The sequence below is a fragment of the Falsiroseomonas oleicola genome (assembly GCF_019029495.1).
GTDB classification, from domain to species: domain Bacteria; phylum Pseudomonadota; class Alphaproteobacteria; order Acetobacterales; family Acetobacteraceae; genus Falsiroseomonas; species Falsiroseomonas oleicola.
In genome coordinates this window covers 314,836-334,081 of sequence record NZ_JAERQM010000003.1, presented here as the reverse complement: position 1 = coordinate 334,081, position 19,246 = coordinate 314,836, and the positions used below count along the sequence as shown (strand labels likewise).

Genomic DNA, 19,246 nt, shown 5'->3' with positions numbered 1-19,246 from the left:
AGGCCCCAAGGTGGCTAGGCGCCGCCGCTACTCGCGCGACCCGCTCGGGCTGCGCCGGGCGCTGTCCGGGCTGCTGCTGCCGGGGCTGGTCGCCGCCATGGCGCTGCTCGCCGCGCTGGCGCTGGCGGGCGCCCAGGGTGCGGCCGGGCTGGCCGAGCGCTGGCAACGCGGCGCCGCCGCGGCGGTGACCGTGCAGATCCCCGATTCCGACGCCGTCCGCCTGGACCGCGCCCTGGACGCGCTGCGCCGGATGCCGGAGGTGGCGAGCGCGGAAGCCATGGCGCCGGACCGGCTCGCCACGCTGCTGCGCCCCTGGCTCGGCGACAGCCCCGCCATCGCCCTGCCAGGGGTGATCGAACTGCGGTTGCGCAGCGCCACCACCGACCCGGTGCTGATCGGCGACCGGCTGGCGGCGGAGGTGCCCGGCGCGCTGGTGGAGGCCCATGGCATCTGGGTGCAGCGGCTGGCGGCGCTGGCGCGCAGCCTGCAGGCCATGGCGCTCGGCGTGCTGCTGCTGGTGGCAGTGGTGGCGGCGGCCGTGGTGGCGGTGGCGACCCGGGCGGGCCTCGCCGCGCGGCGCGATGCGATCGAGGTGCTGCACGGCCTGGGCGCGCGGGATGGCGATATCGCCGGCCGCTTCGCCCGGCGCCTCGGCATGCTGGCGGCCACCGGCGCCGTGGTCGGCACCGGAATCGCCGTGCCGGCCCTGGCGCTGCTGGCGAATCTGGCGGGACCCTGGGTGGGCGGGGAGGGGCGGCTCGACAGCCTGACCGGGCTGCCCTGGGCGGCGCTGCTGGCCCTGCCGCCGGTGGCCTACCTGCTCGGCTGGGGCACCGCCCAGGCGACGGTGCGGCGCTGGTTGCGGGAATTGCCGTGAGGCGGCTGTTCCGGTGGCTCGGGATCGCGGTCCTGATCGGGCTGCTGGCGCTCGGCTGGGGCTTCCTGCGATTCCTGGATGGGGTGGATGCGGCGGTGGATGACCCGCTGCGGCCCACCGAGGCGATCATCGTGCTGACCGGCGGCGGCGACAGGGTGGAGACCGGGTTGCGGCTGCTGGAACAGGGGGCGGCGCCGCGCCTTCTGGTCTCCGGCACCAGCGCCGGGCTGACCCTGGCGGAGCTGGCGCGGGCGCATGGGCGCGACCCGGCCGCGCTGGCCGGCAAGGTCGCGCTGGGCCAGGCGGCGGCGACCACGCTGGGCAATGCGGCGGAAGTCGCGGCCTATGCGCGCGGGCGGCGCATTTCGTCCCTCCGCCTGGTCACTGCCGGCTATCACATGCCGCGCGCGCTGCTGGAGCTGCGCCGCGCGGCGCCCGGGCTGGTGGTGGTGCCGCATCCGGTGACGCCGGCGGCGCTGCGCGAGCCCAGCGGGCGGGGCAGGGGCCTTTCGGGATTGCGGCGCTGGACCCTGCTGTCCGGCGAGTATCTGAAGTATGTGATGGCGGCGGCCGGGGTGACCCGCTTCCTGCCGGCGAAGGAAACGGCTCCCCGATGATCTGGCTGCGGTCCCTGGCCTTCAACATCCTGTTTTTCGGCATCACCGCCGTGGTGTCCCTGCTGGCGGTCCCGGCGCTGTTCATGCCGCGCTTCGCGGCGATGGGGGTGACGCGGTTCTGGGCCTGGCTGGTGGTGGGCGCGCTGCGTTTCACGGTCGGCGTGCGCGTGGAAATCCGGGGGTGGGAGAACCTGCCGCCGGGCGGCGTGGTGATCGCCGCCAAGCACCAATCGGCCTTCGACACCATCATCTGGCTGAGCCTGCTGCCGGACCCCGCCTATGTGATGAAGAAGGAACTGCTGGCGATCCCGCTCTATGGCTGGCATGCGCGCAAGGCGGGGATGATTCCGGTGGACCGGGAAGGCGGCGGCGTGGCGCTGCGCAACATGCTGCGCGCGGCCACCACGGCGGTGGCCGCCGGCCGGCAGGTGGTGATCTTTCCGGAAGGCACGCGCACCGCGGTGGGCGACCGCGTGGCCTATCAGCCCGGCGTGGTGGCGATCGCCGCCGGCACCGGGGCGCCCGTGGTGCCGGTGGCGACCGATAGCGGCCGGGTCTGGGGCCGGCGGCACTTCCTGAAGCGCCCCGGCGTGATCCGTATCTCCGTCCTGCCGCCGCTGCCGCCCAAGCTGAACCGGGCGGCGATGCTGACGGCGCTGGAGACGCAGATCGAGGGCGAGACGGACCGGCTGATGGCCGAGCCGCAGCATGGGGCTCCGGCGGGGTAATACCGGCGGGCCGGTCTCTTGACCGGTTCGAGCGCTTGAATGCGCGCCAAAGCCGGTGCGTCACGCCTCTGGCGTGTCTGGGGGCTGCCAGCATCGCGTGTTCGCCGAGGTTTGCCGAAAGCAGCCTGCGGCCGGAGCAGAAGCGGTGGGCACCGGACTGCCACCTTGCTGCCTGCCTGTCGCAACCGCCGGGCCCGGCTTGCAGCAAATTTATGAAATGTTATAACATGACATACCAAGCTCCAGGGCCAAGTCATGATACGCCGCACCGCTCTGTCGCTTTTCGCCCTGGCGCTCTGGCCTGGCATGACCCTGGCCCAGCAGCCGCTTCGCGTGGTGGCGCCCTTCCACGTCGACTCCCTGGAGCCGAGCCGCGACGGGTTCAACTTCACCCGCATGGGCGTTGCCGAGACCCTGGTCGGCGCCGATGATGGCGGGCTACCGGTGCCCCAGCTCGCCTCCGGCTGGACCCTGTCCGAGGACCGGCTGACCTGGCGCATGACGCTGCGGGCCGGCGCCGTCTTCCATGACGGCACGCCGGTGACCGCCGAGGCGGTGGCGGCGTCCCTGCTGCGCGCCCGCGCGCAGCCCGGCCCGCTCGCCAATGCACCGCTGACCAGCATCGCCGCCGATGGTCCCGGCGTGGTGGAGCTGCGGACCTCCACCCCCTTCACCCCGCTGCTGGCCTTCCTGGCGGAATCCTCCAGCCAGATCCTCGCCCCCGCATCCTGGGACGAGGCCGGCGCGGTGCGGCGCCTGATCGCCACCGGCCCCTACCGCCTGGCCGGCTTCCAACCGCCCTTCCGCTTCGAGGTCGAGCGCTTCGAGGGCTGGAACGGCGGCCCGCCGCCGGCCATCGCGCGCGCCGTCTACGAATCGGTGGCCCGCGGCGAGACCCGCGCCCTGATGGCGGAGAGCGGCCGCGCCGACCTGGTCTTCACCCTCGATCCCGCCGGCACCGACCGGCTCCGCCGGTCCCCGCGCGTCGAGGTGCGGGTGATGCCGATCCCGCGCACGCAGACTCTCAAGCTGAATGCCGGCCTGCCGTTCTTCGCCGATGTCCGGGCGCGACAGGCGGTGAGCCTCGCCATCGATCGCGAGGGCATCGCGCGCGGCATCCTGCGCTCGCCCGCGGCGGCGGCGACGCAGCTTTTTCCGCCGACGCTGGCGGAATGGCACGTCCCGGGCCTGGCGTCGCTGCGGCGCGATCCGGCGGAGGCGCGCCGCCTGCTGGCCGAGGCGGGCTGGACGCCGGGTGCCGGTGGCATCCTGGCGCGCGAGGGGCGGCCGTTCCGATTCACGCTGCGGACCTTCTCGACGCGCCCGGAACTGCCGGTCGTCGCGGCGTCGATCCAGGAATCCCTGCGCGAGGTCGGGATCGACATGCAGGTCGCGGTGGTGGTGTCGAGCGAGATCCCGGCGGGCCATCGCGACGGCACGCTCGAGGCCGGGCTGATGGCGCGCAACTTCTCCCTCGTGCCCGACCCCATCGGCACGCTGCTGGCCGACTTCGGCCCGCGCGGCGGCGACTGGGGCGCGATGGGCTGGAACTCGCCGGAGCTGATCGAAATCCTCGCCGCACTCGGCCGCAGCACGGATCCGGCGGAGCGCGCCGCGCTGCGCGGCCGGGCCTCGACCATCCTCCAGGCCGAGCTGCCGGTGATCCCGGTGGTCTGGTACGACCACCGCGTCGCCATCTCCCGCCGCCTCGCGAATGTCAGCGTGGACCCGCTGGAACTCTCCTACCGCATCGAGACGATCCGTTGGGCGGAGTAGCGCGCGCCCTGCTGCGGCGGGGTGTTCAGGCGGTGCTCGTCGCGGTGCTGGTGAGCGGGCTGTGCTTCACGCTGGTGCGCCTGCTGCCCGGTGACCAGGCGATGCGTGTTGCCGAGGGCCGCTACGGCTACGACCGGGTGACGGCGGCCAGCGCCGATGCGGTGCGCGCCGAGCTCGGCCTGGACCGGCCGGCGGTGGAGCAGTTCCTGGCCTGGGTCGGCCGGCTGGCACAGGGCGACCTCGGCGTCTCGCTCGTCACCGGCGAGAGGGTCGTGGTGGAGATCGCCTATCAGCTCGGCCACACGCTGCTGCTGTCGCTGGCCGCGCTGTCGCTCGCGCTGCTCGCGGGACCGGCGCTGGGGCTTTTCGCGGGGCTGCGGCCGGGCGGCGTGCTGGACCAGGCCGGGATGGTCGGTGCCGCGGCGCTGCGCGCGCTGCCGGTCTTCGCGCTCGGCATCGGGCTGATGCTGGTCTTCGGCGTGACGCTGGGCTGGCTGCCGGTCGCCGGCTTCCATGCGACGGAGAACCTGGTGCTTCCGGCGCTGGCGCTCGGGCTCGGCCTGGCGGCGGCCTCGGCGCGGGTGGCGCGGGATGCGACGGTCGCGGCGGTCAACGCGCCCTTCTTCGGCTTCGCCCTGCTGCGCGGCCTGACCCGCGCCCAGGCCGTACGGCAACACGTGCCGCGCAACGCCGCGGTGCCGGTGCTTGCCTATCTCGGCGTCAATCTCGCGCTGCTGGTCGAAGGCGTCGTGGTGGTGGAGAGCCTGTTCGGCTGGCCGGGCATCGGCCATGCCCTGTCGCATGCCATCTCCGCGCGCGACGTGCCGATGCTGCAGGGCACGGCGCTGTCGCTCGGGCTGATCTTCGTGGCGCTGAACGCCTTCACCGATGTGGCGATCCTGGCCGCGGATCCGAGGCGACGCGGATGAGAGGCCTTCGACGGATTGCGGCGCGCGGCCAATCGCCGGCGCGCCTGCTCGGCGCCACGCTGGTTGGGCTGGTCGTGCTGATGGCCATCGCGGGGCCGTTGCTGGTCGATGGCAGCCCGACGCGCCAGGACCTCTCGGCGGTGCTGCAGCCGCCATCGCCCGATGCGCTGCTCGGCCGCGACCAACTCGGGCGGTCTGTGCTGGTGCGGCTGGTGCATGCGGCGCGGCTTTCGGTTTCGCTCGGTGCTGCCACGGTGGTGGCGGCCGCGGTGCCCGGCATCCTGCTCGGCCTGCTCGCCGCCTGGGCCGGCGGCTGGACGGACCGCGTGCTGTCCGGCTTCGGCGATGCGGTGCTCGCCTTGCCGGGGCTGCTGCTGGTGCTGCTGGTCGTGGCGCTGGCGCCGGGCGCCTTCTGGCCGCTGTTCCTCGGGCTGTCGCTGGCGATGTGGGTGGAATGGTTCCGCGTGACGCGCGCCGCCTCCGGCGCGCTGCTCTCCGCGCCGGCAGTGGAGGCCGCGCGGCTGCTCGGCTTCGGGCCCTGGCATGTGCTGCGCCGGCATGTGCTGCCGGAGATGGCGCCGCTGTTCGGCACGCTCGCGGCCTTCGGCTTCGCCGGCGCGGTGATGGCGGTCGGCGCGCTCGGCTTCATCGGCATCGGCCTGCGCCCGCCGACCGCGGAATGGGGCCTGATGATGGTGGAGCTGCTGCCCTATTACGACGAGGCGCCGCTGGCGATGCTGGCGCCGGCCCTGTGCCTGTTCGCGCTGGTGCTCGGCCTGCAATTGCTGGCGGGACGGGATCCACGATGACCACGTCCCTGACCATCGACGATCTGCGCGTCAGCGCCGACGGCGCCGCCCTGCTGCGCGGCGTGTCGATCCGCGTGACGCCCGGCGTGCCGCTGACCATCGTGGGCGAGACCGGCTCGGGCAAGACCCTGGTGGCCGAGGCCGCGATGGGCACGCTGGCGCCGGAGCTCTCCGCCTCCGGCTGGGTCGTGCTCGGTGGCACGGTGTCCGATGCGGGCGACCGCGCCGCGCGGCGGCATCTCTGGGGTCGCGGCATCGCACTGTTGCCGCAGGAACCCTGGCTCGCGCTCGATCCCACCATGCGTGTCCTGCCGCAGGTCGCCGAGGGGCACCGCTTCGTGCGCGGATTGGGCCGGTCGGAGGCCACGGCCTGCGCGCGGGAGGATCTCGCGGCACTCGGCCTGGCGAATGCCGCCACGCGCTTCCCGCACCAGCTTTCCGGCGGCATGGCGCAACGCGTGGCAGTGGCCGCCGCGCGCGCCGGCGGGGCGCCGCTGCTGCTGGCCGATGAGCCGACCAAGGGCCTGGATGCCGCGTTGCGCGACGCCGTCGTCGCCCTGCTGCGCGGCGCGTTGCAGGAGGGCGGATCGCTGCTCTGCATCACCCACGACGTCGCCGTCGCCCGCGCGCTGGGCGGCGAGGTGATGGTCATGCTGGATGGAGAGGTGGTGGAGCGTGGTTCCGCGGAGAAGGTGCTTGATGCGCCGTCGCACGCCTATACGCGGCGTCTGCTGGCGGCCGAGCCGGAGGCCTGGGCCGAGGGCGAGCTTCCGGTGCCGGGCGCCGAGGTGCTGTCCGCCACCGGACTTTCCGCCGAGCGGGGCGGGCGGCGCCTGTTCGAGGCGCTGGACCTGACGGTTGGTGCCGGCGAATGGGTGGCGGTCACCGGCCCAAGCGGCTGCGGCAAGACCACGCTGGGCAATGTCCTGCTCGGCCTGCTGCGGCCCGCAGCGGGCGTGGTGCGCCGCCGCGGCGGCCTGGTGCGCACGCGCTACCAGAAGCTGTACCAGGACCCCGTCGCCACCTTCGCGCCGCGCCTCGCGCTGCGCACCGCCCTGGCCGAGGCGGCGGCGCTGCATGGCGTGGCCTGGTCGCAGTTGGCGGCGATGCTCGACCGGCTGCGCGTGCCGGATGCATTGCTCGACCGCCGGCCGGACCAGGTCTCGGGCGGGGAGCTGCAGCGCATCGCCATCGCGCGCGCCCTGCTGCCGGACCCTGTCTTCCTGTTCGCCGATGAGCCCACCTCGCGCCTCGATCCCATCACCCAGCAGGAGACGATGGCCGCGTTGCAGGAGATCTCGCGCGAGCGCGGGCTGGCCGTGCTGCTGGTGACGCATGATCTCGCGATGGCGCGCAAGGTGGCGGGGCGCCAGGTCACGCTGCGCGGCGCTTGACCCTGCCCCCCGGGGAGGCCCTTGGCCTGATCTCGAATCCCCCGGGGAGGGATGCAAAGAGCCGCTGGTTCAGCCTGGGCTGGCCTCGTAGAGCCGGGCCTGGTTCTCCGCCATCACCTCATCCAGCCGCCGTCCCGGGGTGAAGCCGGCGAGGCCCGGCGGCGCCGAAACGCCCGTGGGCATCCGGGGGCAGGGCTCGCTCGCGCCCAGCACCTGCGTCACCGGGATGCGCGCGGCATAGATCGGCAGGGCGTAATCCGCCTCCTCGTCGCCCACACCCTTGGCGCGCACCTTGCCGCTGGCCTGCTCGATCTCCATCCCCACCACCATCGTCGCCTTCAGCTCCTGCGCCGTGCTCGGGCGCAGCGTGGCGTTGCGGTCGGGGTAGAGGCGGTCGATCATCGCGTCCAGCGCGCGGGCCTTCTCCGCCGGGTCGTCGATGATATGGGCCTGGCCGAAGCACATGGCGGAACGGTAGTCGACCGAATGGTTGAAGCCGCAGCGCGCCAGCACCAGGCTGTCGAGATGCGTGACCGTCAGGCAGACCGGCACGCCGGGCTTCTGCACGCGCAACATCCGGCTGGCGGAGGAGCCGTGCCAATAGAGATGCGTCCCCTCCCGCCAGAAGACCGTCGGCGTGCAATAGGGCGCGCCATCGATGACATAGGCGATGTGGCACAGCAGCGCGGCATCGAGGATGGCATGGACCGAGTCATGGTCGTAGCGCGCCCGTTCATGCAGGCGGCGGACCTTGTTGCGCTCGGTGACGGGGTAGCTGGCGGTATCGGGCATGGCGGGACATCCGGAGGGCTGGCGACGGGGCCAGCAAAGCCCCCATATTGGTCCGGCGAAAGGGCCAATTCTGGCCCACAAGGCTGGACCAATGTGGGCCGCTGATCCCTCCGACCTCATGCTGCTGGGCATCGACCGGGCCAGTCCGGTGCCGGTGCTGCGGCAGCTCTATCTCGGCATCCGGCAATCCATCCTCGATGGGCACCTGCCGCCGGGGGCTCGGCTGCCGCCAAGCCGGGCGCTGGCACAGCGGCTGGGCCTGGCGCGCAACACCGTGGTCGCGGCCTATGAACAACTGATTGCGGAGGGCTTTGCGGAGGGTCGGACCGGCGCCGGCACCGAAGTCTCCCGCACCCTGCCGCAGGCGGTGGAAGCGCCGTCGCGGCCCACCGCCGCGCCGGATGGCCCGATCCCCGGCGATGGCCCCCATGGCACCGCCCCCTTCACCACCGGCCGGGTCGACTGGGATGCGCGCAGCCGCAAGGTCTGGCGTGGCCTGATGCTGCGCCACCTGGATGCCGTCGATGACGGCATGCTCGGCTATGGCGACCCGCGCGGGTCTCCGAAGCTGCGGGAGGCGGTGGCGGCCTATCTGCGCGCCGCCCGCGCGGTGCGCTGCGAAGCGGATCAGGTGGTGGTGACGGCCGGGGCGCAGCAGGCCATCGACCTGGTGCTGCGCGCGGTGCTGCGGCCGGACGATGCGGTGTGGATGGAGGATCCGGGCTACCCGGCGGTGCGGGCGGCGATGGTCGCGGCCGGGGCGGCGGTGGCCTCCGTGCCGGTGGATGGGCAGGGGCTGGATGTGGCGGCGGGGGTGGCGGCGGCACCCCAGGCGCGGCTCGCCTATGTCACCCCCTCCTCGCAATATCCGCTGGGCGTGGTGCTTTCCATGGCGCGGCGGCTGGAGTTACTGGCCTGGGCACGGCGCGCCGGCGCCTGGGTGCTGGAGGATGACTACGACAGCGAGTTCCGCTACGCCGGCCGCCCGCTGGCCGCCCTGCAGGGCATCGATGAGGCCGGCCGCGTCATCTATGTCGGCAGCTTCAGCAAGGTGCTGTTTCCCGGCCTGCGGCTGGGCTACGCGGTGCTGCCGCCCGGGCTGCGGGACGCCGTGCTGACGGCCCGGCTGCGCAGCGACTGGCATCCGCCGACCCTGGCGGAGGGCGTGGTGGCGGATTTCCTGGCGGAAGGCCATTTCGCCCAGCATCTGCGCCGCATGCGCCTGAACTATCGCGCGGCCCGCGATGCGCTGGCGGCAGCGCTGCGGGACCGCCTGGGCGATGTGCTGGAGGTGGCGGTGCCGGAGCAGGGGCTGAAGCTGCTGGCGCGGCCGAAGGATGGCCGGTGCGACCTGGCGATGGCGGCGGCGGCGGCCCGGCGCGGGCTGACGCTGCGCGCGGTCAGCCCGATGTACCGCGCGGCGGCCCCGCAACCGGCGCTGATGCTGGGCTTCTCGGGCCACAGCCCGGGCGCGCTGCGCTGGGCGGTGGAGGAACTGGCGCTGGCCCTGGCGGGCTGAAGCGTCGCGAGAGGCGTCGCCTATGGTCCCCAGAGGCATGATCGTCGTGTCGCCGTCCGCGGATATTGGATAGCGTTGCCTCGCCGCGGGAAGAGCGCGGCCAAGCAGGGGGGGTCGTCGCGCGGACCGGTGGCGGCGCGGGAGGCGAGGATGGTCGGGGGGATGCGAGCGCGCATGAGGCCTGAGCGGCACCCGGACCGGTCAAGTGGCCGGCCCGCGGGGATCAGGTTGAAGATCCCGGCAACCCGACCCTGCGCCCAAGCCCGCGAAGGCTTGGCACGAAGCGCGGCCTCAGCTCATGCTCGCCGTGACGCCGCCATCGACGAAGATCAACTGCCCCGAGATGAAGTCGGACGCCTCCGACGCCAGGAACACCGCCGTGCCGGCAATCTCCTCCGGCTGCGCATAGCGCCCGGCGGGGCAGCGGCGCTGCACCATGGCGAGCCATTCCGGATTGGCCAGCAGCGGCTTGTTCATGTCCGTGTCGAACCAGCCCGGCCCGATCGCATTGCACTGGATGTTCCACGGCCCGAGTTCCACCGCCAGCGCGCGGATGAACATCTTCAACCCGCCCTTGGCCGAGGCATAGGGCGTGATGGTGGCGCGGCCGAGGTCGCTGGCCAGGCTGCCGGTGGCGATCACCTTGCCGCGGCGCCGTTCCTTCATGCCTGGCACGATCAGCCGGGACAGCCGCCACAGCGCGGTCAGATGCGTGTCGATCACGCTGTGCCAGCCGGCCTCCGTGGTTTCCTCGATCGGGGCGCGGTGCTGGTTGCCGGCGTTGTGCAGCAAGATGTCGATCGGGCCGAGGCCGGCCACCGCCGCCTCCACCGCCTTGCCGTCGGTCACATCGAAGGCGCTGACGCGGCAGGCGAGGCCATCCGCCCGCATCGCCTCCGCCTGCGCCTCCAGCGCCGTCTTGTCGCGGCCGTTCAGGATGACCTCGGCCCCGGCCTCCGCCAGCCCGCGCGACATGGCCGCACCCAGGCCGCGCGAGGCGCCGGTGACCAGGGCGACGCGCCCCGTCAGGTCGAATTTGCGCAGATGTGCCTGGTTCATGTGCGTTTTCCCCATTGATTTTCGTTTAGATTGCAACCGGTCGGCCGCTTGCGAAGGCTGATGATGGAAGGATACCGACGGCCATGCTCATCCCAACAGACTACGCCGCCGGCTTCGCCGAGGCACGCAAGCACGATCCGCAGATGGCGGAAACCTACCTCCGCTTCATCACCGAGGGCGATCCGCTGGCCGATGCCGCCCTGGCCTCGCTCAAGCCCGGTGAGGAAAAACTCTGGATCCAGCGGGGCATCGAGGAGGGCGGCGCCGCCCTGGCCGATGCGCCGGAGCCGATGCGCGCCCTGTTCGCGGAGATCGAGCGCGTGCCGGACTGGTACGATCCGGAGGCCACGCGTGCCGGCAGCCATGCCTTCCACGCCAATCTGGAACTGCTGCTCGGCGCCTTCGTCGGGGCTGTGCTGGTCGAGGGCTTCGCTACGATGATCAGCAAGTCCTTCGCCATCACCGGGCGGGTGACGGATACGGGCGTGTCGCGCATGCACCAGAACAACCGCCACCTGGTCGAGATCTTCATGCCGGGCGGGCTGGACCGGCAGGCGGAGGGCTGGAGGCTTTCCGTCCGCATCCGGATGATCCATGCGCGGGTGCGCCAGATGCTGAACCGCTCGGAGGAATGGGACAAGGCCGCCTGGGGCGTGCCGCTCAGCGGGTCCCACATCGCCTTCGCCGCCTCCGCCTTCTCCGGCCAGTTGCTGATGCGCGGCAAGCAGCTTGGCCTGCGGATGACGCAGGAGGAGGTCGACAGCTTCATGCACACCTGGCGCTATTCCGGCCATCTGATGGGCGTGCCGCTGGAGATGCAGGCGGTGACCGCCGAGGACGCGCAGCGCCTCGTCCGGATCGGGCGGATGTGCGAGCCGCCGCCGACGATGGAGGCGATCCTGGTGGCCAATGGCCTGATCAACTCGGCCGCCCTCGTCGCCGGGATCACGGACCCCGACAAGCGGCGCAAGCTGGCGCAATACGTCTATCGCGTCTCGCGTGCCCTGCTCGGCGATGAGATCTCGGACCAGCTCAATTTCCCGAAGCTCTCGACCTTCGGGGTGCTGCCCTTCTTCCGGCTCCGTGCCCGCACGGATCGGCTGATGCGGAAGTGGGTGCCAGGGCGGGAAGGCCGCCGACGTGCCGAGCAATACAGCCACATGCTGGGCATGTCCTACGACGACAAGGGGCCCATCAGCTACCGCCTTCCCGCCAAGCTGCATGCGGAGACGGACCGGCCGGACTGATCCGGGCCGGTCTGCCCCATGTCATATCAACGGTCGATTCCATCGACCGTTGATATGTCTTTCCAGGCTTTCAGGCGGCGGCGCGGATCGCGGCGGCCTTCACGTCCTCGCTGACGGCACCCGCAAAAGTCTCGAAGTTCTGCTCGAACAGGGAGACGAGCTGCTTAGCCTGCTTGTCATAGGCCGCCTTGTCCGCCCAGCTGTTGCGCGGGTTCAGCACGTCGGCGGGGATGCCCGGCACCGCCTTCGGGATCGACAGGCCGAAGAAGGGATCGGTCTCGAACTCCACCTTGGCCAGCGAACCGTCCAGCGCGGCGCGCAGCAGCGCGCGGGTGTGCTGGATGGACATGCGCTTGCCGGTGCCATAGGCGCCACCGGTCCAGCCGGTGTTCACCAGCCACACCTCGGCGCCATCCTTGGCGATGCGTTCCGCCAGCATCTTGCCATAGACTTCCGGATGGCGCGGCAGGAAGGGGGCGCCGAAGCAGGTGGAGAAGGTGGCCTGCGGCTCCTTGCCCAGGCCCTTTTCCGTCCCCGCCACGCGCGCGGTGTAGCCGGACAGGAAGTGGTACATGGCCTGCGCCGCGGTCAGCTTGGCGATCGGCGGCAGCACGCCGAAGGCATCCGCCGTCAGCATCACCACGTTCTTCGGCTTGCCCGCCTGGCCGCCGGGCACCGTGTTCGGGATGAACTCGATCGGGTAGCAGGACCGGGTGTTCTCGGTCAGGCCGTTATCCTCAAGGTCGAGGCTGCCGTAGTCGTCGCCGACCACATTCTCCAGCACCGCGCCGAAGCGGTGGCTCGCGTCCCAGATCTGCGGCTCGGCCTCGCGGGACAGCTTGATGACCTTGGCGTAGCAGCCGCCCTCGAAGTTGAAGACGCCGGTCTCGCTCCAGCCATGCTCGTCATCGCCGATGAGCTGGCGCTCGGGGTCGGAGGAGAGCGTGGTCTTGCCGGTGCCGGACAGGCCGAAGAACAGCGCGGTGTCGCCATCCTTGCCGAGGTTGGCGGAGCAGTGCATCGGCAGCACGCCGCGATCCGGCAGGATCCAGTTCATCACGGTGAAGATCGACTTCTTGATCTCGCCCGCATAGCTGGTGCCGGCGATGCAGATGGTGCGCGCGGCGAAGGACAGCGCGATCAGCGTGCTGGTGCGGCAGCCATCGACGGCCGGGTCGGCCTCATATTCCGGGGCGTGCAGGATGGTGTAGTCCGGCTTGAAGTCGGCCAGCTCCTCACGCGCCGGGCGGATGAACATGTTGCGCGCGAACAGCGCGTGCCAGGCGTTCGTCGTCACCAGCCGCACCTTGATGCGATGCGCGGGGTCGGCGCCGGCATAGAGGTCCTGGGTGAACAGCTCCGGCTTCTCGCCGAGCCAGGTCCGGACCTTCGCCGTGAAGGCCGAGAACTTCTCAGGCGCCAGCGGGCGGTTGATCTTGCCCCACCAGACGGCGTCATGCACCTCCGGATCGTCCACCACGAACTTGTCCTGCACGGAACGCCCGGTGTGCTGGCCGGTCACCGCCATGAAGGCACCATCCGCCGAAAGCCGCCCCTCGCCCCGGCGCAGCGCATGGGCATAGAGGCCCGGCGCGGTCAGGTTGGCGTGGACAGTCGCCGAGCCGGCAACGCCGGTCCCGGACAGGGCGGATATTTCGGATGTCATCGCAAGCCTCCAAAAGGGCGCAGCGGGCACCGAACGCGCCAGCCGCACCGCGCGTCCCATCTGGGCGCCCAGCGCGGCCAAATTAGGGCGGGTAAGCTGTCACAATCAATGCGAACCGCTTGGTTACTTTATGCCGCCAGCCGCGCGCGACCCTCCCGCGTCGCCTGGACCAGCCCCATGCGCACCCCGGCGGAGTCGGAAACTGGCGCGGGCCAGGGCAGATAGGCGGTGCAATCGCCCGCGGCGAGGTCACAACCATCCGGATCGACGCCCGTCATGCGCCAATCGCCGGCTGGGCGGCCCAGAAGACCGGTGGCGATGGCAGCCAGTGCATCCGCATGGTCGCTGTTCACATGATCGAGAATTCCTGCCTCGGCCTGTGCCAGCGCCGTCACGGCGGCCGGATCGGGCCGCAACTCGGCCTGCCGCAACCGCGTGGCGCGGGCGAATCCCGCCACCAGCAGCCCGGCGGCGGGGCGGATCCGCCACAGGTGGAAGTCGCCGAAATCGGCATAGAGCGCGGCATAGGGGTGGCGCGCCAGGAAGCGCGGCTTGAGCCCGTCCGGCGCCAGCTCCGCCAGGCCGGTCACGCTGAGGCGGGGCGCGGTCTGGGGATTGGCCTCCTCCGCCAGGCCCTGCACCAGCAGGGCGCAGCGTGGCTCCGCCTTCAGGTGGCGGGTGTGTTCGGACAGGTCGGAGAGCAGCAGCAGGATGGTCAGGTCCGGCAGCACCGCATGGGTCACCAGGCTGGCGAAGGGCTGGCCCTCCGTCACCGTGGCCAGGGTGGCGGAAGCGGCGCCGCGCAACAGCTTGCGGGCGGCAAATCCGTGATCGATATCCGCCATCCTCGTCACCACCTCCCATGCTGACCCGGCTTTGCCACAATTACCCGTTACAGTGACGAAGGCGCCCATACAGCCGCCCGAGGAGTCCCGAACTGTGCCGCACACCATCGCCCTGGTGGATGACGACCGCAACATCCTGACCAGCGTCTCCATGACCCTGGAGCAGGAAGGCTTCATCGTGCGCACCTATACCGACGGGGAAAGCGCCCTGCAGGGGTTGATGGCCCGGCCGGCGGACCTCGCGGTGCTCGATGTGAAGATGCCGCGCATGGATGGGATGGAGCTGCTGCAGAGGCTGCGCCAGCGCAGCGCCATGCCGGTGATCTTCCTGACCAGCAAGGATGACGAGCTGGATGAGCTGATGGGTCTGCGGCTCGGCGCCGATGACTACATCACCAAGCCCTTCAGCCAGCGCCTGCTGCTGGAACGCATCCGCGCCTTGCTGCGCCGCAATGAAGCCGGCCGCGCCGAGGGCAGCGGCACCCCCGCCGGCGGCATCATCGCCCGCGGCGATCTGATGCTGGACGAGACGAAGCACACCTGCATGTGGAAGGGAAAGCAGGTGCAGTTGACGGTCACCGAATTCCTGCTGGTGAAGGCGCTGGCCGTGCGGCCCGGCATGGTGAAGAACCGCGATCAGTTGATCGACGGCGCCTATGGCGAGAACATCTATGTCGATGACCGCACCATCGACAGCCATGTGAAGCGCGTGCGCAAGAAGTTCCGCCAGGTGGACGACGACTTCCAGCAGATCGAGACGCTGTACGGGCTGGGATATCGCTACAAGGAGGCGTGATGCCGCGGGGCGTTCATCAGCCGAGGAAGCGGGCGTCCCGCTCGGTCTCGATCTCCTGATAGGCTGCCTTCACCGCCACCTTGCCATGCAGGCGTTCCAGCCGTCGGACAGTGAAGTGGCCTTCCGCGATGCCGCGGAAATGCTCGAGGAAGGCGATATTCACCGCGGCGCCGGCCGCCGCGCCGATCACCGGCGCCGCCTGGGCCGAGAGCTTCAGCGCCACCGGCCCGCCGAAGCGCGCGGCGATGGTGCCGAGGAAACCCGGCAGCAAGGCCCCGGCCATGCCTTTGCCGACAGCGCCCTTCAGCGCCTCCGCCAAGGCCAGGCGCACGGCGAAATAGCCGGATTCGGCGGCGTCATCCCGGCTGTCCCGCCCGCCGAGGGCGAAAACCTTCAGGCATTCGGCGGCGATCAGCGGGTCGCCGAGCGTTTCGCCATTGGCTTCCGCCACCGCGGCGATCTGGCGCAGCAGCAGGGTGGTGGAGACCGGCAGTTCCACCAGCGTCCCCGGCAGGCCGAAGGCGCCACCCGCCGCGCCGGCCGCCGCCGCCAGGCCCCGGTGGAACCAGGCCGCCGGCAGCGGCGTGGGATTGGCCGAGGGTTGCGCCCGCAGCGCCGCCTGCATGGCGGAGGACAAGGCGCGCTTCACCGCGCCGTCCAGCATCGATTGCGCCGCGCCAGGCAGCCGGTTCTTCAGCGCCTCGATCGGCGTGCCGAGGGCGGCCGAGAAGCGCGCGGCGAGGGACACATCCTCCAGCTTCGCCACGGCGCGCGCCAGCTCGGCACGGGCCTCGGCGGGCAGGATATCCGGGGGCGGGGGAGCGAGGGTGATGGACATGGAGGGGATATGGGGTGTCAGGCGCGCGGTTCGGTATGGGCGCGTAGCCAAATTGCGAAGTCACCCTCGGACATTTCGCCAGTTGCGACTGACAACATGGTGAGGACGCAGTTTGCATCGTCGGCGGTCAGGTCGAAGCCGTTCAACCCGAGGAAGGTCTCGACCGCCACGAACGCCGTGCGCTTGTTGCCATCGATGAAGGGATGGTTGCGCGCGATGCCGCAACCCAGCGCCGCGGCCAGGGCGGGAAGGTCCGCGGCTTCATAGGCGGCCAGGTTCAACGGCCGCGCCAACGCGCTTTCAAGCAGCCCGCGATCCCGCAGGCCTTCGCCACCGCCATGTTCGGAAATCTGTTCCTCGTGGATCGCCAGCGCCACATCGATGGTGATCCAGGTGATCTCCGCCATCACCTGGCCCCCATCACTTGGCGAGTTCGCGCAGGACCGCGCGCCGGCGGCGCATCACCGCGCGGGCTTCTTCCATCTGTCGTTCGAATTCCGGGTCGGCACGCTTCAGGCGAATGCCGTCCGGGCTGTCCACCATGTGCAGCGTGTCGCCCTCCCGAAGGTCGAGCTTCGAGAGCACGTCCTTCGGCAGGACGACGCCAACCGAATTGCCGATCGCCCGCAGCTTGAGGGTTGCCATGCATGCCTCCATCGTCCGCCGGAACGACCGGCGTGTCAACAGAAGTTATAACTGTTAGCTTCCCTAACGTCCAACCCTTATTGCATTTTGCCCTACAGGATGAACTTCGACAGATCCGCATTCCCCGCCAGCGGCGCCACGCGGGTCCGGACCAGCTCCGCATCCACCGAGATGCTCTCCCCACCCCGGTCGGAGGCGGTGAAGGAGATCTCGTCCAGCAGCCGCTCCATCACCGTGGCCAGCCGCCGCGCGCCGATGTTTTCGACCGTCGCGTTGATCTCGGCGGCGAGGTCCGCGATGGCATCCGTCGCACCCTCGGTGATGTCGAGCGTGACGCCCTCCGTCCCCAGCAGCGCGATATACTGCTTCACCAGCGAATGCTCCGGCTCCGTCAGGATCCGCCGGAAGTCCTCCCGCGTCAGGGCCGACAATTCCACGCGGATCGGCAGGCGGCCCTGCAGCTCGGGCAGCAGGTCAGAAGGCTTCGCCTGGTGGAAGGCGCCGGAGGTGATGAACAGGATGTGGTCGGTCTTCACCGGGCCATGCTTGGTGGTGACGGTGGTGCCCTCGATCAGCGGCAGCAGGTCGCGCTGCACGCCCTCGCGGGACACGTCGCCGCCGCGCACGCCGCCCTCGCCGGTGCGGGCACAGACCTTGTCGATCTCGTCGATGAAGACGATGCCGTTGTTCTCGGCGTTGGAGATCGCCTCGCGGTTCAGCGCCTCCTGGTCCAGCAGCTTGTCGGCCTCGTCCTTGATCAGGTGCTGGCGCGCCTCCGCCACCTGCATCTTGCGCGGCTTCGTCCGCCCGCCGAACATCTTGCCCAGCATTTCCTGCATGTTGCCCATCTGCGGGGGCATGCCGGGCATGTCCATCATGCCGATGGCGGCGGGCTGCTCGGCCACCTGCACCTCGATCTCGCGGGTCTCCAGCGTTTCCTCGCGCAGCATGCGGCGGAATTTCTGGCGGGTTTCGCCGGCGGCACCTTCGCCCACCAGCGCGGTCACCAGCCGTTCCTCGGCGGCGAGCTCCGCCTTCGCCTGCACGGCCTTGCGGGACTGGTCGCGGGTCTGGGTGATGCTGACCTCGATCAGATCCCGGATAATGCTTTCGACGTCGCGGCCGACATAGCCGACCTCGGTGAACTTCGTGGCCTCCACCTTCAGGAAGGGCGCATTGGCCAGGCGCGCCAGGCGACGGGCGATCTCCGTCTTGCCGCAGCCGGTCGGGCCGATCATCAGGATGTTCTTCGGCACCACCTCTTCCCGCAGGCCAGCGGGAAGCTGCTGGCGGCGCCAGCGGTTGCGCAGCGCGATGGCCACGGCGCGCTTGGCGTCGTTCTGGCCGACGATGTGGCGGTCCAGCTCCGAGACGATTTCCCGCGGGGAGAGATTGACGGTCTCGGTCACGACTGGATGGTCTCCATGACGATATTGCCGTTGGTATAGACACAGATGCCGGCGGCGATCGCCATGGACCGCCGCGCGATCTCCTCGGCCGAGAGCCCATCCACCGGCAGCAGCGCACGCGCCGCGGCGAGGGCGAAATTGCCGCCGGAGCCGATGCCGATGACGGCGTCCTCCGGCTCCAGCACATCGCCCTGGCCGGTCAGCAGCAGGCTGCGCTTGCCGTCGGCCACCGCCAGCAGCGCCTCCAGCCGCCGCAGGTAGCGGTCCGTGCGCCAGTCCTTGGCGAGCTCGACGCAGGCGCGCTCCAGCTGGTCCGGGAAGCGCTCCAGCTTGGCTTCGAGCCGTTCGAGCAGGGTGAAGGCATCCGCCGTGGCGCCGGCGAAGCCGGCCAGGACCTTGCCCTGGGCGATACGGCGGACCTTGCGGGCATTGCCCTTGACCACGGTCTGGCCGAGCGAGACCTGGCCGTCGCCGGCCATGGCCACATGCCCGTCCTTGCGGACGCAGAGGATGGTGGTGCCGTGCCAGCCGAGGGGGTCGTGGCTGGAGGAGGGGGGTGCGTGTGTCGCGTGCATCACGCCCAGATGGCGCGGGGCGTGGCCCGCGGCAAGCGGGGGGCGACCAGCGCCTGTTGCATCCCTGCCCTGGCAGCCACCGCCGAAGACGTGGACCCGGCGCGCCCTATCGGGTAGTGCAACGCCCATGACGCGCCAAGCCACCCTCGCCCGCGCCACCTCGGAAACCGACATCCGCCTGACGCTGGACCTGGATGGCCGCGGCAGCGCCGATGTCGCGACCGGGGTCGGCTTCTTCGACCACATGCTGACCGCCCTCGCGCGGCACGGGCTGCTGGACCTGACGGTGGCGGCCAAGGGCGACCTGCATATCGACGACCACCACACGGTGGAGGATGTGGGCATCGTGCTCGGCCAGGCGCTGCGCCAGGCCCTGGGCGACAAGCGCGGCATCCGGCGCTACGGCCAGTGCCTGCTGCCGATGGACGAAGCCCTGGCCGAGGCCGCGATCGACATTTCGGGGCGACCCTTTCTGGCCTGGTCCGTACCCTTCCAGCGTCCCAAGATCGGAACCTTCGACACCGAGCTGGTCGAGGAATTCTTTCGCGCCTTCGCCTTCAACGCCGGCATCACCCTGCATGTGACGTTGAAAGCCGGCAGCAACGCACACCATGTGGCAGAAGCCTGCTTCAAGGCCGTCGCCCGCGCCCTGCGGATGGCGGTGGAGCCGGACCCGCGCGCGGCGGGCGTGATCCCATCCACCAAGGGCTCCCTGGAGGGCTGAG

General features: G+C 70.9%; 20 protein-coding genes. 11 read left to right on the top strand and 9 right to left on the bottom strand.

Annotated elements, in window-relative coordinates:
• The first annotated feature begins 10 nt into the window (after nucleotides 1–10).
• From JJQ90_RS12425 to JJQ90_RS12400, 7 genes are all read left to right on the top strand, one after another.
• Complete coding sequence (locus JJQ90_RS12425) at nucleotides 11–877, top strand: cell division protein FtsX (RefSeq protein ID WP_216875820.1); 867 nt, start codon at nucleotides 11–13, stop codon at nucleotides 875–877.
• A complete protein-coding gene (locus JJQ90_RS12420) occupies nucleotides 874–1,494 on the top strand; it encodes a YdcF family protein (protein WP_216875818.1) in 621 nt (206 codons plus the stop codon). The genes JJQ90_RS12425 and JJQ90_RS12420 overlap by 4 nt, the downstream gene beginning before the upstream one ends.
• A complete protein-coding gene (locus JJQ90_RS12415) occupies nucleotides 1,491–2,222 on the top strand; it encodes a lysophospholipid acyltransferase family protein (protein ID WP_216875816.1) in 732 nt (243 codons plus the stop codon). The genes JJQ90_RS12420 and JJQ90_RS12415 overlap by 4 nt, the downstream gene beginning before the upstream one ends.
• 255 nt (nucleotides 2,223–2,477) lie before the next feature.
• Nucleotides 2,478–3,998 (top strand): ABC transporter substrate-binding protein, encoded by a 1,521-nt coding sequence (locus JJQ90_RS26995; protein ID WP_230410603.1) that lies wholly within the window; start codon nucleotides 2,478–2,480, stop codon nucleotides 3,996–3,998.
• The gene (locus JJQ90_RS26990) at nucleotides 3,986–4,927 is read left to right on the top strand and encodes an ABC transporter permease (RefSeq protein WP_230410602.1); all 942 of its coding nucleotides are present in this window, start codon (nucleotides 3,986–3,988) and stop codon (nucleotides 4,925–4,927) included. The genes JJQ90_RS26995 and JJQ90_RS26990 overlap by 13 nt, the downstream gene beginning before the upstream one ends.
• Complete coding sequence (locus JJQ90_RS12405) at nucleotides 4,924–5,736, top strand: ABC transporter permease (RefSeq protein WP_230410601.1); 813 nt, start codon at nucleotides 4,924–4,926, stop codon at nucleotides 5,734–5,736. Before JJQ90_RS26990 ends, JJQ90_RS12405 begins: the two co-directional genes overlap by 4 nt.
• Entirely contained in the window at nucleotides 5,733–7,130 is a 1,398-nt protein-coding gene (locus JJQ90_RS12400) for an ABC transporter ATP-binding protein (RefSeq protein ID WP_216875811.1), read from the top strand. Before JJQ90_RS12405 ends, JJQ90_RS12400 begins: the two co-directional genes overlap by 4 nt.
• A gap of 69 nt (nucleotides 7,131–7,199) precedes the next feature.
• Here the strand turns inward: JJQ90_RS12400 and JJQ90_RS12395 are convergent, their stop codons facing one another.
• Nucleotides 7,200–7,922 carry a pyridoxamine 5'-phosphate oxidase family protein gene (locus JJQ90_RS12395; RefSeq protein ID WP_216875809.1) on the bottom strand — a complete coding sequence of 241 codons (723 nt, stop codon included), beginning with the start codon at nucleotides 7,920–7,922 and terminating at the stop codon, nucleotides 7,200–7,202.
• Between the two features lie 91 nt (nucleotides 7,923–8,013).
• Between JJQ90_RS12395 and pdxR the strand changes: the two genes are divergently transcribed.
• Nucleotides 8,014–9,441 (top strand): MocR-like pyridoxine biosynthesis transcription factor PdxR, encoded by a 1,428-nt coding sequence (gene pdxR, locus JJQ90_RS12390; protein ID WP_216875808.1) that lies wholly within the window; start codon nucleotides 8,014–8,016, stop codon nucleotides 9,439–9,441.
• Nucleotides 9,442–9,732: 291 nt separating this feature from the next.
• Here the strand turns inward: pdxR and JJQ90_RS12385 are convergent, their stop codons facing one another.
• Complete coding sequence (locus JJQ90_RS12385; protein WP_216875807.1) at nucleotides 9,733–10,500, bottom strand: SDR family oxidoreductase; 768 nt, start codon at nucleotides 10,498–10,500, stop codon at nucleotides 9,733–9,735.
• Between the two features lie 83 nt (nucleotides 10,501–10,583).
• Here JJQ90_RS12385 and JJQ90_RS12380 point away from each other — a divergent pair, with 83 nt between their 5' ends.
• A complete protein-coding gene (locus JJQ90_RS12380) occupies nucleotides 10,584–11,747 on the top strand; it encodes an oxygenase MpaB family protein (protein ID WP_216875806.1) in 1,164 nt (387 codons plus the stop codon).
• 70 nt (nucleotides 11,748–11,817) lie between these two features.
• Here the strand turns inward: JJQ90_RS12380 and JJQ90_RS12375 are convergent, their stop codons facing one another.
• Together JJQ90_RS12375 and JJQ90_RS12370 are read right to left on the bottom strand one after the other, a co-directional pair.
• On the bottom strand, nucleotides 11,818–13,413 hold the full coding sequence (locus tag JJQ90_RS12375; protein WP_216875805.1) for a phosphoenolpyruvate carboxykinase: 1,596 nt from the start codon (nucleotides 13,411–13,413) through the stop codon (nucleotides 11,818–11,820).
• Nucleotides 13,414–13,541: 128 nt separating this feature from the next.
• Nucleotides 13,542–14,258, bottom strand: coding sequence for a HugZ family pyridoxamine 5'-phosphate oxidase (locus JJQ90_RS12370; RefSeq protein ID WP_216875804.1), 717 nt, complete (start codon nucleotides 14,256–14,258; stop codon nucleotides 13,542–13,544).
• A 94-nt stretch (nucleotides 14,259–14,352) separates the two neighbouring features.
• On the opposite strand from JJQ90_RS12370, the gene JJQ90_RS12365 reads away from it, so the two are divergent.
• Nucleotides 14,353–15,054: a response regulator transcription factor gene (locus tag JJQ90_RS12365; protein WP_216875803.1), complete on the top strand. Its 702-nt coding sequence runs from the start codon at nucleotides 14,353–14,355 to the stop codon at nucleotides 15,052–15,054.
• A 16-nt stretch (nucleotides 15,055–15,070) separates the two neighbouring features.
• Here the strand turns inward: JJQ90_RS12365 and JJQ90_RS12360 are convergent, their stop codons facing one another.
• From JJQ90_RS12360 to hslV, 5 genes are all read right to left on the bottom strand, one after another.
• Nucleotides 15,071–15,892 (bottom strand): EcsC family protein, encoded by an 822-nt coding sequence (locus JJQ90_RS12360; protein WP_216875802.1) that lies wholly within the window; start codon nucleotides 15,890–15,892, stop codon nucleotides 15,071–15,073.
• Nucleotides 15,893–15,909: 17 nt separating this feature from the next.
• On the bottom strand, nucleotides 15,910–16,299 hold the full coding sequence (locus JJQ90_RS12355) for a type II toxin-antitoxin system death-on-curing family toxin (RefSeq protein ID WP_216875801.1): 390 nt from the start codon (nucleotides 16,297–16,299) through the stop codon (nucleotides 15,910–15,912).
• 13 nt (nucleotides 16,300–16,312) lie between these two features.
• Nucleotides 16,313–16,537, bottom strand: coding sequence for an AbrB/MazE/SpoVT family DNA-binding domain-containing protein (locus JJQ90_RS12350; protein ID WP_168032336.1), 225 nt, complete (start codon nucleotides 16,535–16,537; stop codon nucleotides 16,313–16,315).
• A 92-nt stretch (nucleotides 16,538–16,629) separates the two neighbouring features.
• Nucleotides 16,630–17,946, bottom strand: coding sequence for an ATP-dependent protease ATPase subunit HslU (gene hslU, locus JJQ90_RS12345; RefSeq protein WP_216875800.1), 1,317 nt, complete (start codon nucleotides 17,944–17,946; stop codon nucleotides 16,630–16,632).
• A complete protein-coding gene (gene hslV / locus JJQ90_RS12340) occupies nucleotides 17,943–18,521 on the bottom strand; it encodes an ATP-dependent protease subunit HslV (protein WP_216875799.1) in 579 nt (192 codons plus the stop codon). Before hslV ends, hslU begins: the two co-directional genes overlap by 4 nt.
• A gap of 127 nt (nucleotides 18,522–18,648) precedes the next feature.
• Here hslV and hisB point away from each other — a divergent pair, with 127 nt between their 5' ends.
• Nucleotides 18,649–19,245: an imidazoleglycerol-phosphate dehydratase HisB gene (gene hisB / locus JJQ90_RS12335; protein WP_216875798.1), complete on the top strand. Its 597-nt coding sequence runs from the start codon at nucleotides 18,649–18,651 to the stop codon at nucleotides 19,243–19,245.
• The last annotated feature ends 1 nt before the right edge of the window (nucleotide 19,246 follow it).

Bases quoted from the DNA above. Each gene is read 5' to 3' on its own strand.
- JJQ90_RS12350 (WP_168032336.1), bottom strand. From the start codon at position 16,537: ATGGCAACCCTCAAGCTGCGGGCGATCGGCAATTCGGTTGGCGTCGTC.
- JJQ90_RS12395 (WP_216875809.1), bottom strand. From the start codon at position 7,922: ATGCCCGATACCGCCAGCTACCCCGTCACCGAGCGCAACAAGGTCCGC.
- pdxR (WP_216875808.1), top strand. From the start codon at position 8,014: ATGTGGGCCGCTGATCCCTCCGACCTCATGCTGCTGGGCATCGACCGG.
- JJQ90_RS12385 (WP_216875807.1), bottom strand. From the start codon at position 10,500: ATGAACCAGGCACATCTGCGCAAATTCGACCTGACGGGGCGCGTCGCC.
- JJQ90_RS12405 (WP_230410601.1), top strand. From the start codon at position 4,924: ATGAGAGGCCTTCGACGGATTGCGGCGCGCGGCCAATCGCCGGCGCGC.
- JJQ90_RS12375 (WP_216875805.1), bottom strand. From the start codon at position 13,413: ATGACATCCGAAATATCCGCCCTGTCCGGGACCGGCGTTGCCGGCTCG.
- JJQ90_RS12415 (WP_216875816.1), top strand. From the start codon at position 1,491: ATGATCTGGCTGCGGTCCCTGGCCTTCAACATCCTGTTTTTCGGCATC.
- hisB (WP_216875798.1), top strand. From the start codon at position 18,649: ATGACGCGCCAAGCCACCCTCGCCCGCGCCACCTCGGAAACCGACATC.
- JJQ90_RS12355 (WP_216875801.1), bottom strand. From the start codon at position 16,299: ATGGCGGAGATCACCTGGATCACCATCGATGTGGCGCTGGCGATCCAC.
- JJQ90_RS12400 (WP_216875811.1), top strand. From the start codon at position 5,733: ATGACCACGTCCCTGACCATCGACGATCTGCGCGTCAGCGCCGACGGC.
- JJQ90_RS12360 (WP_216875802.1), bottom strand. From the start codon at position 15,892: ATGTCCATCACCCTCGCTCCCCCGCCCCCGGATATCCTGCCCGCCGAG.
- JJQ90_RS26995 (WP_230410603.1), top strand. From the start codon at position 2,478: ATGATACGCCGCACCGCTCTGTCGCTTTTCGCCCTGGCGCTCTGGCCT.
- JJQ90_RS12370 (WP_216875804.1), bottom strand. From the start codon at position 14,258: ATGGCGGATATCGATCACGGATTTGCCGCCCGCAAGCTGTTGCGCGGC.
- JJQ90_RS12380 (WP_216875806.1), top strand. From the start codon at position 10,584: ATGCTCATCCCAACAGACTACGCCGCCGGCTTCGCCGAGGCACGCAAG.
- hslV (WP_216875799.1), bottom strand. From the start codon at position 18,521: ATGCACGCGACACACGCACCCCCCTCCTCCAGCCACGACCCCCTCGGC.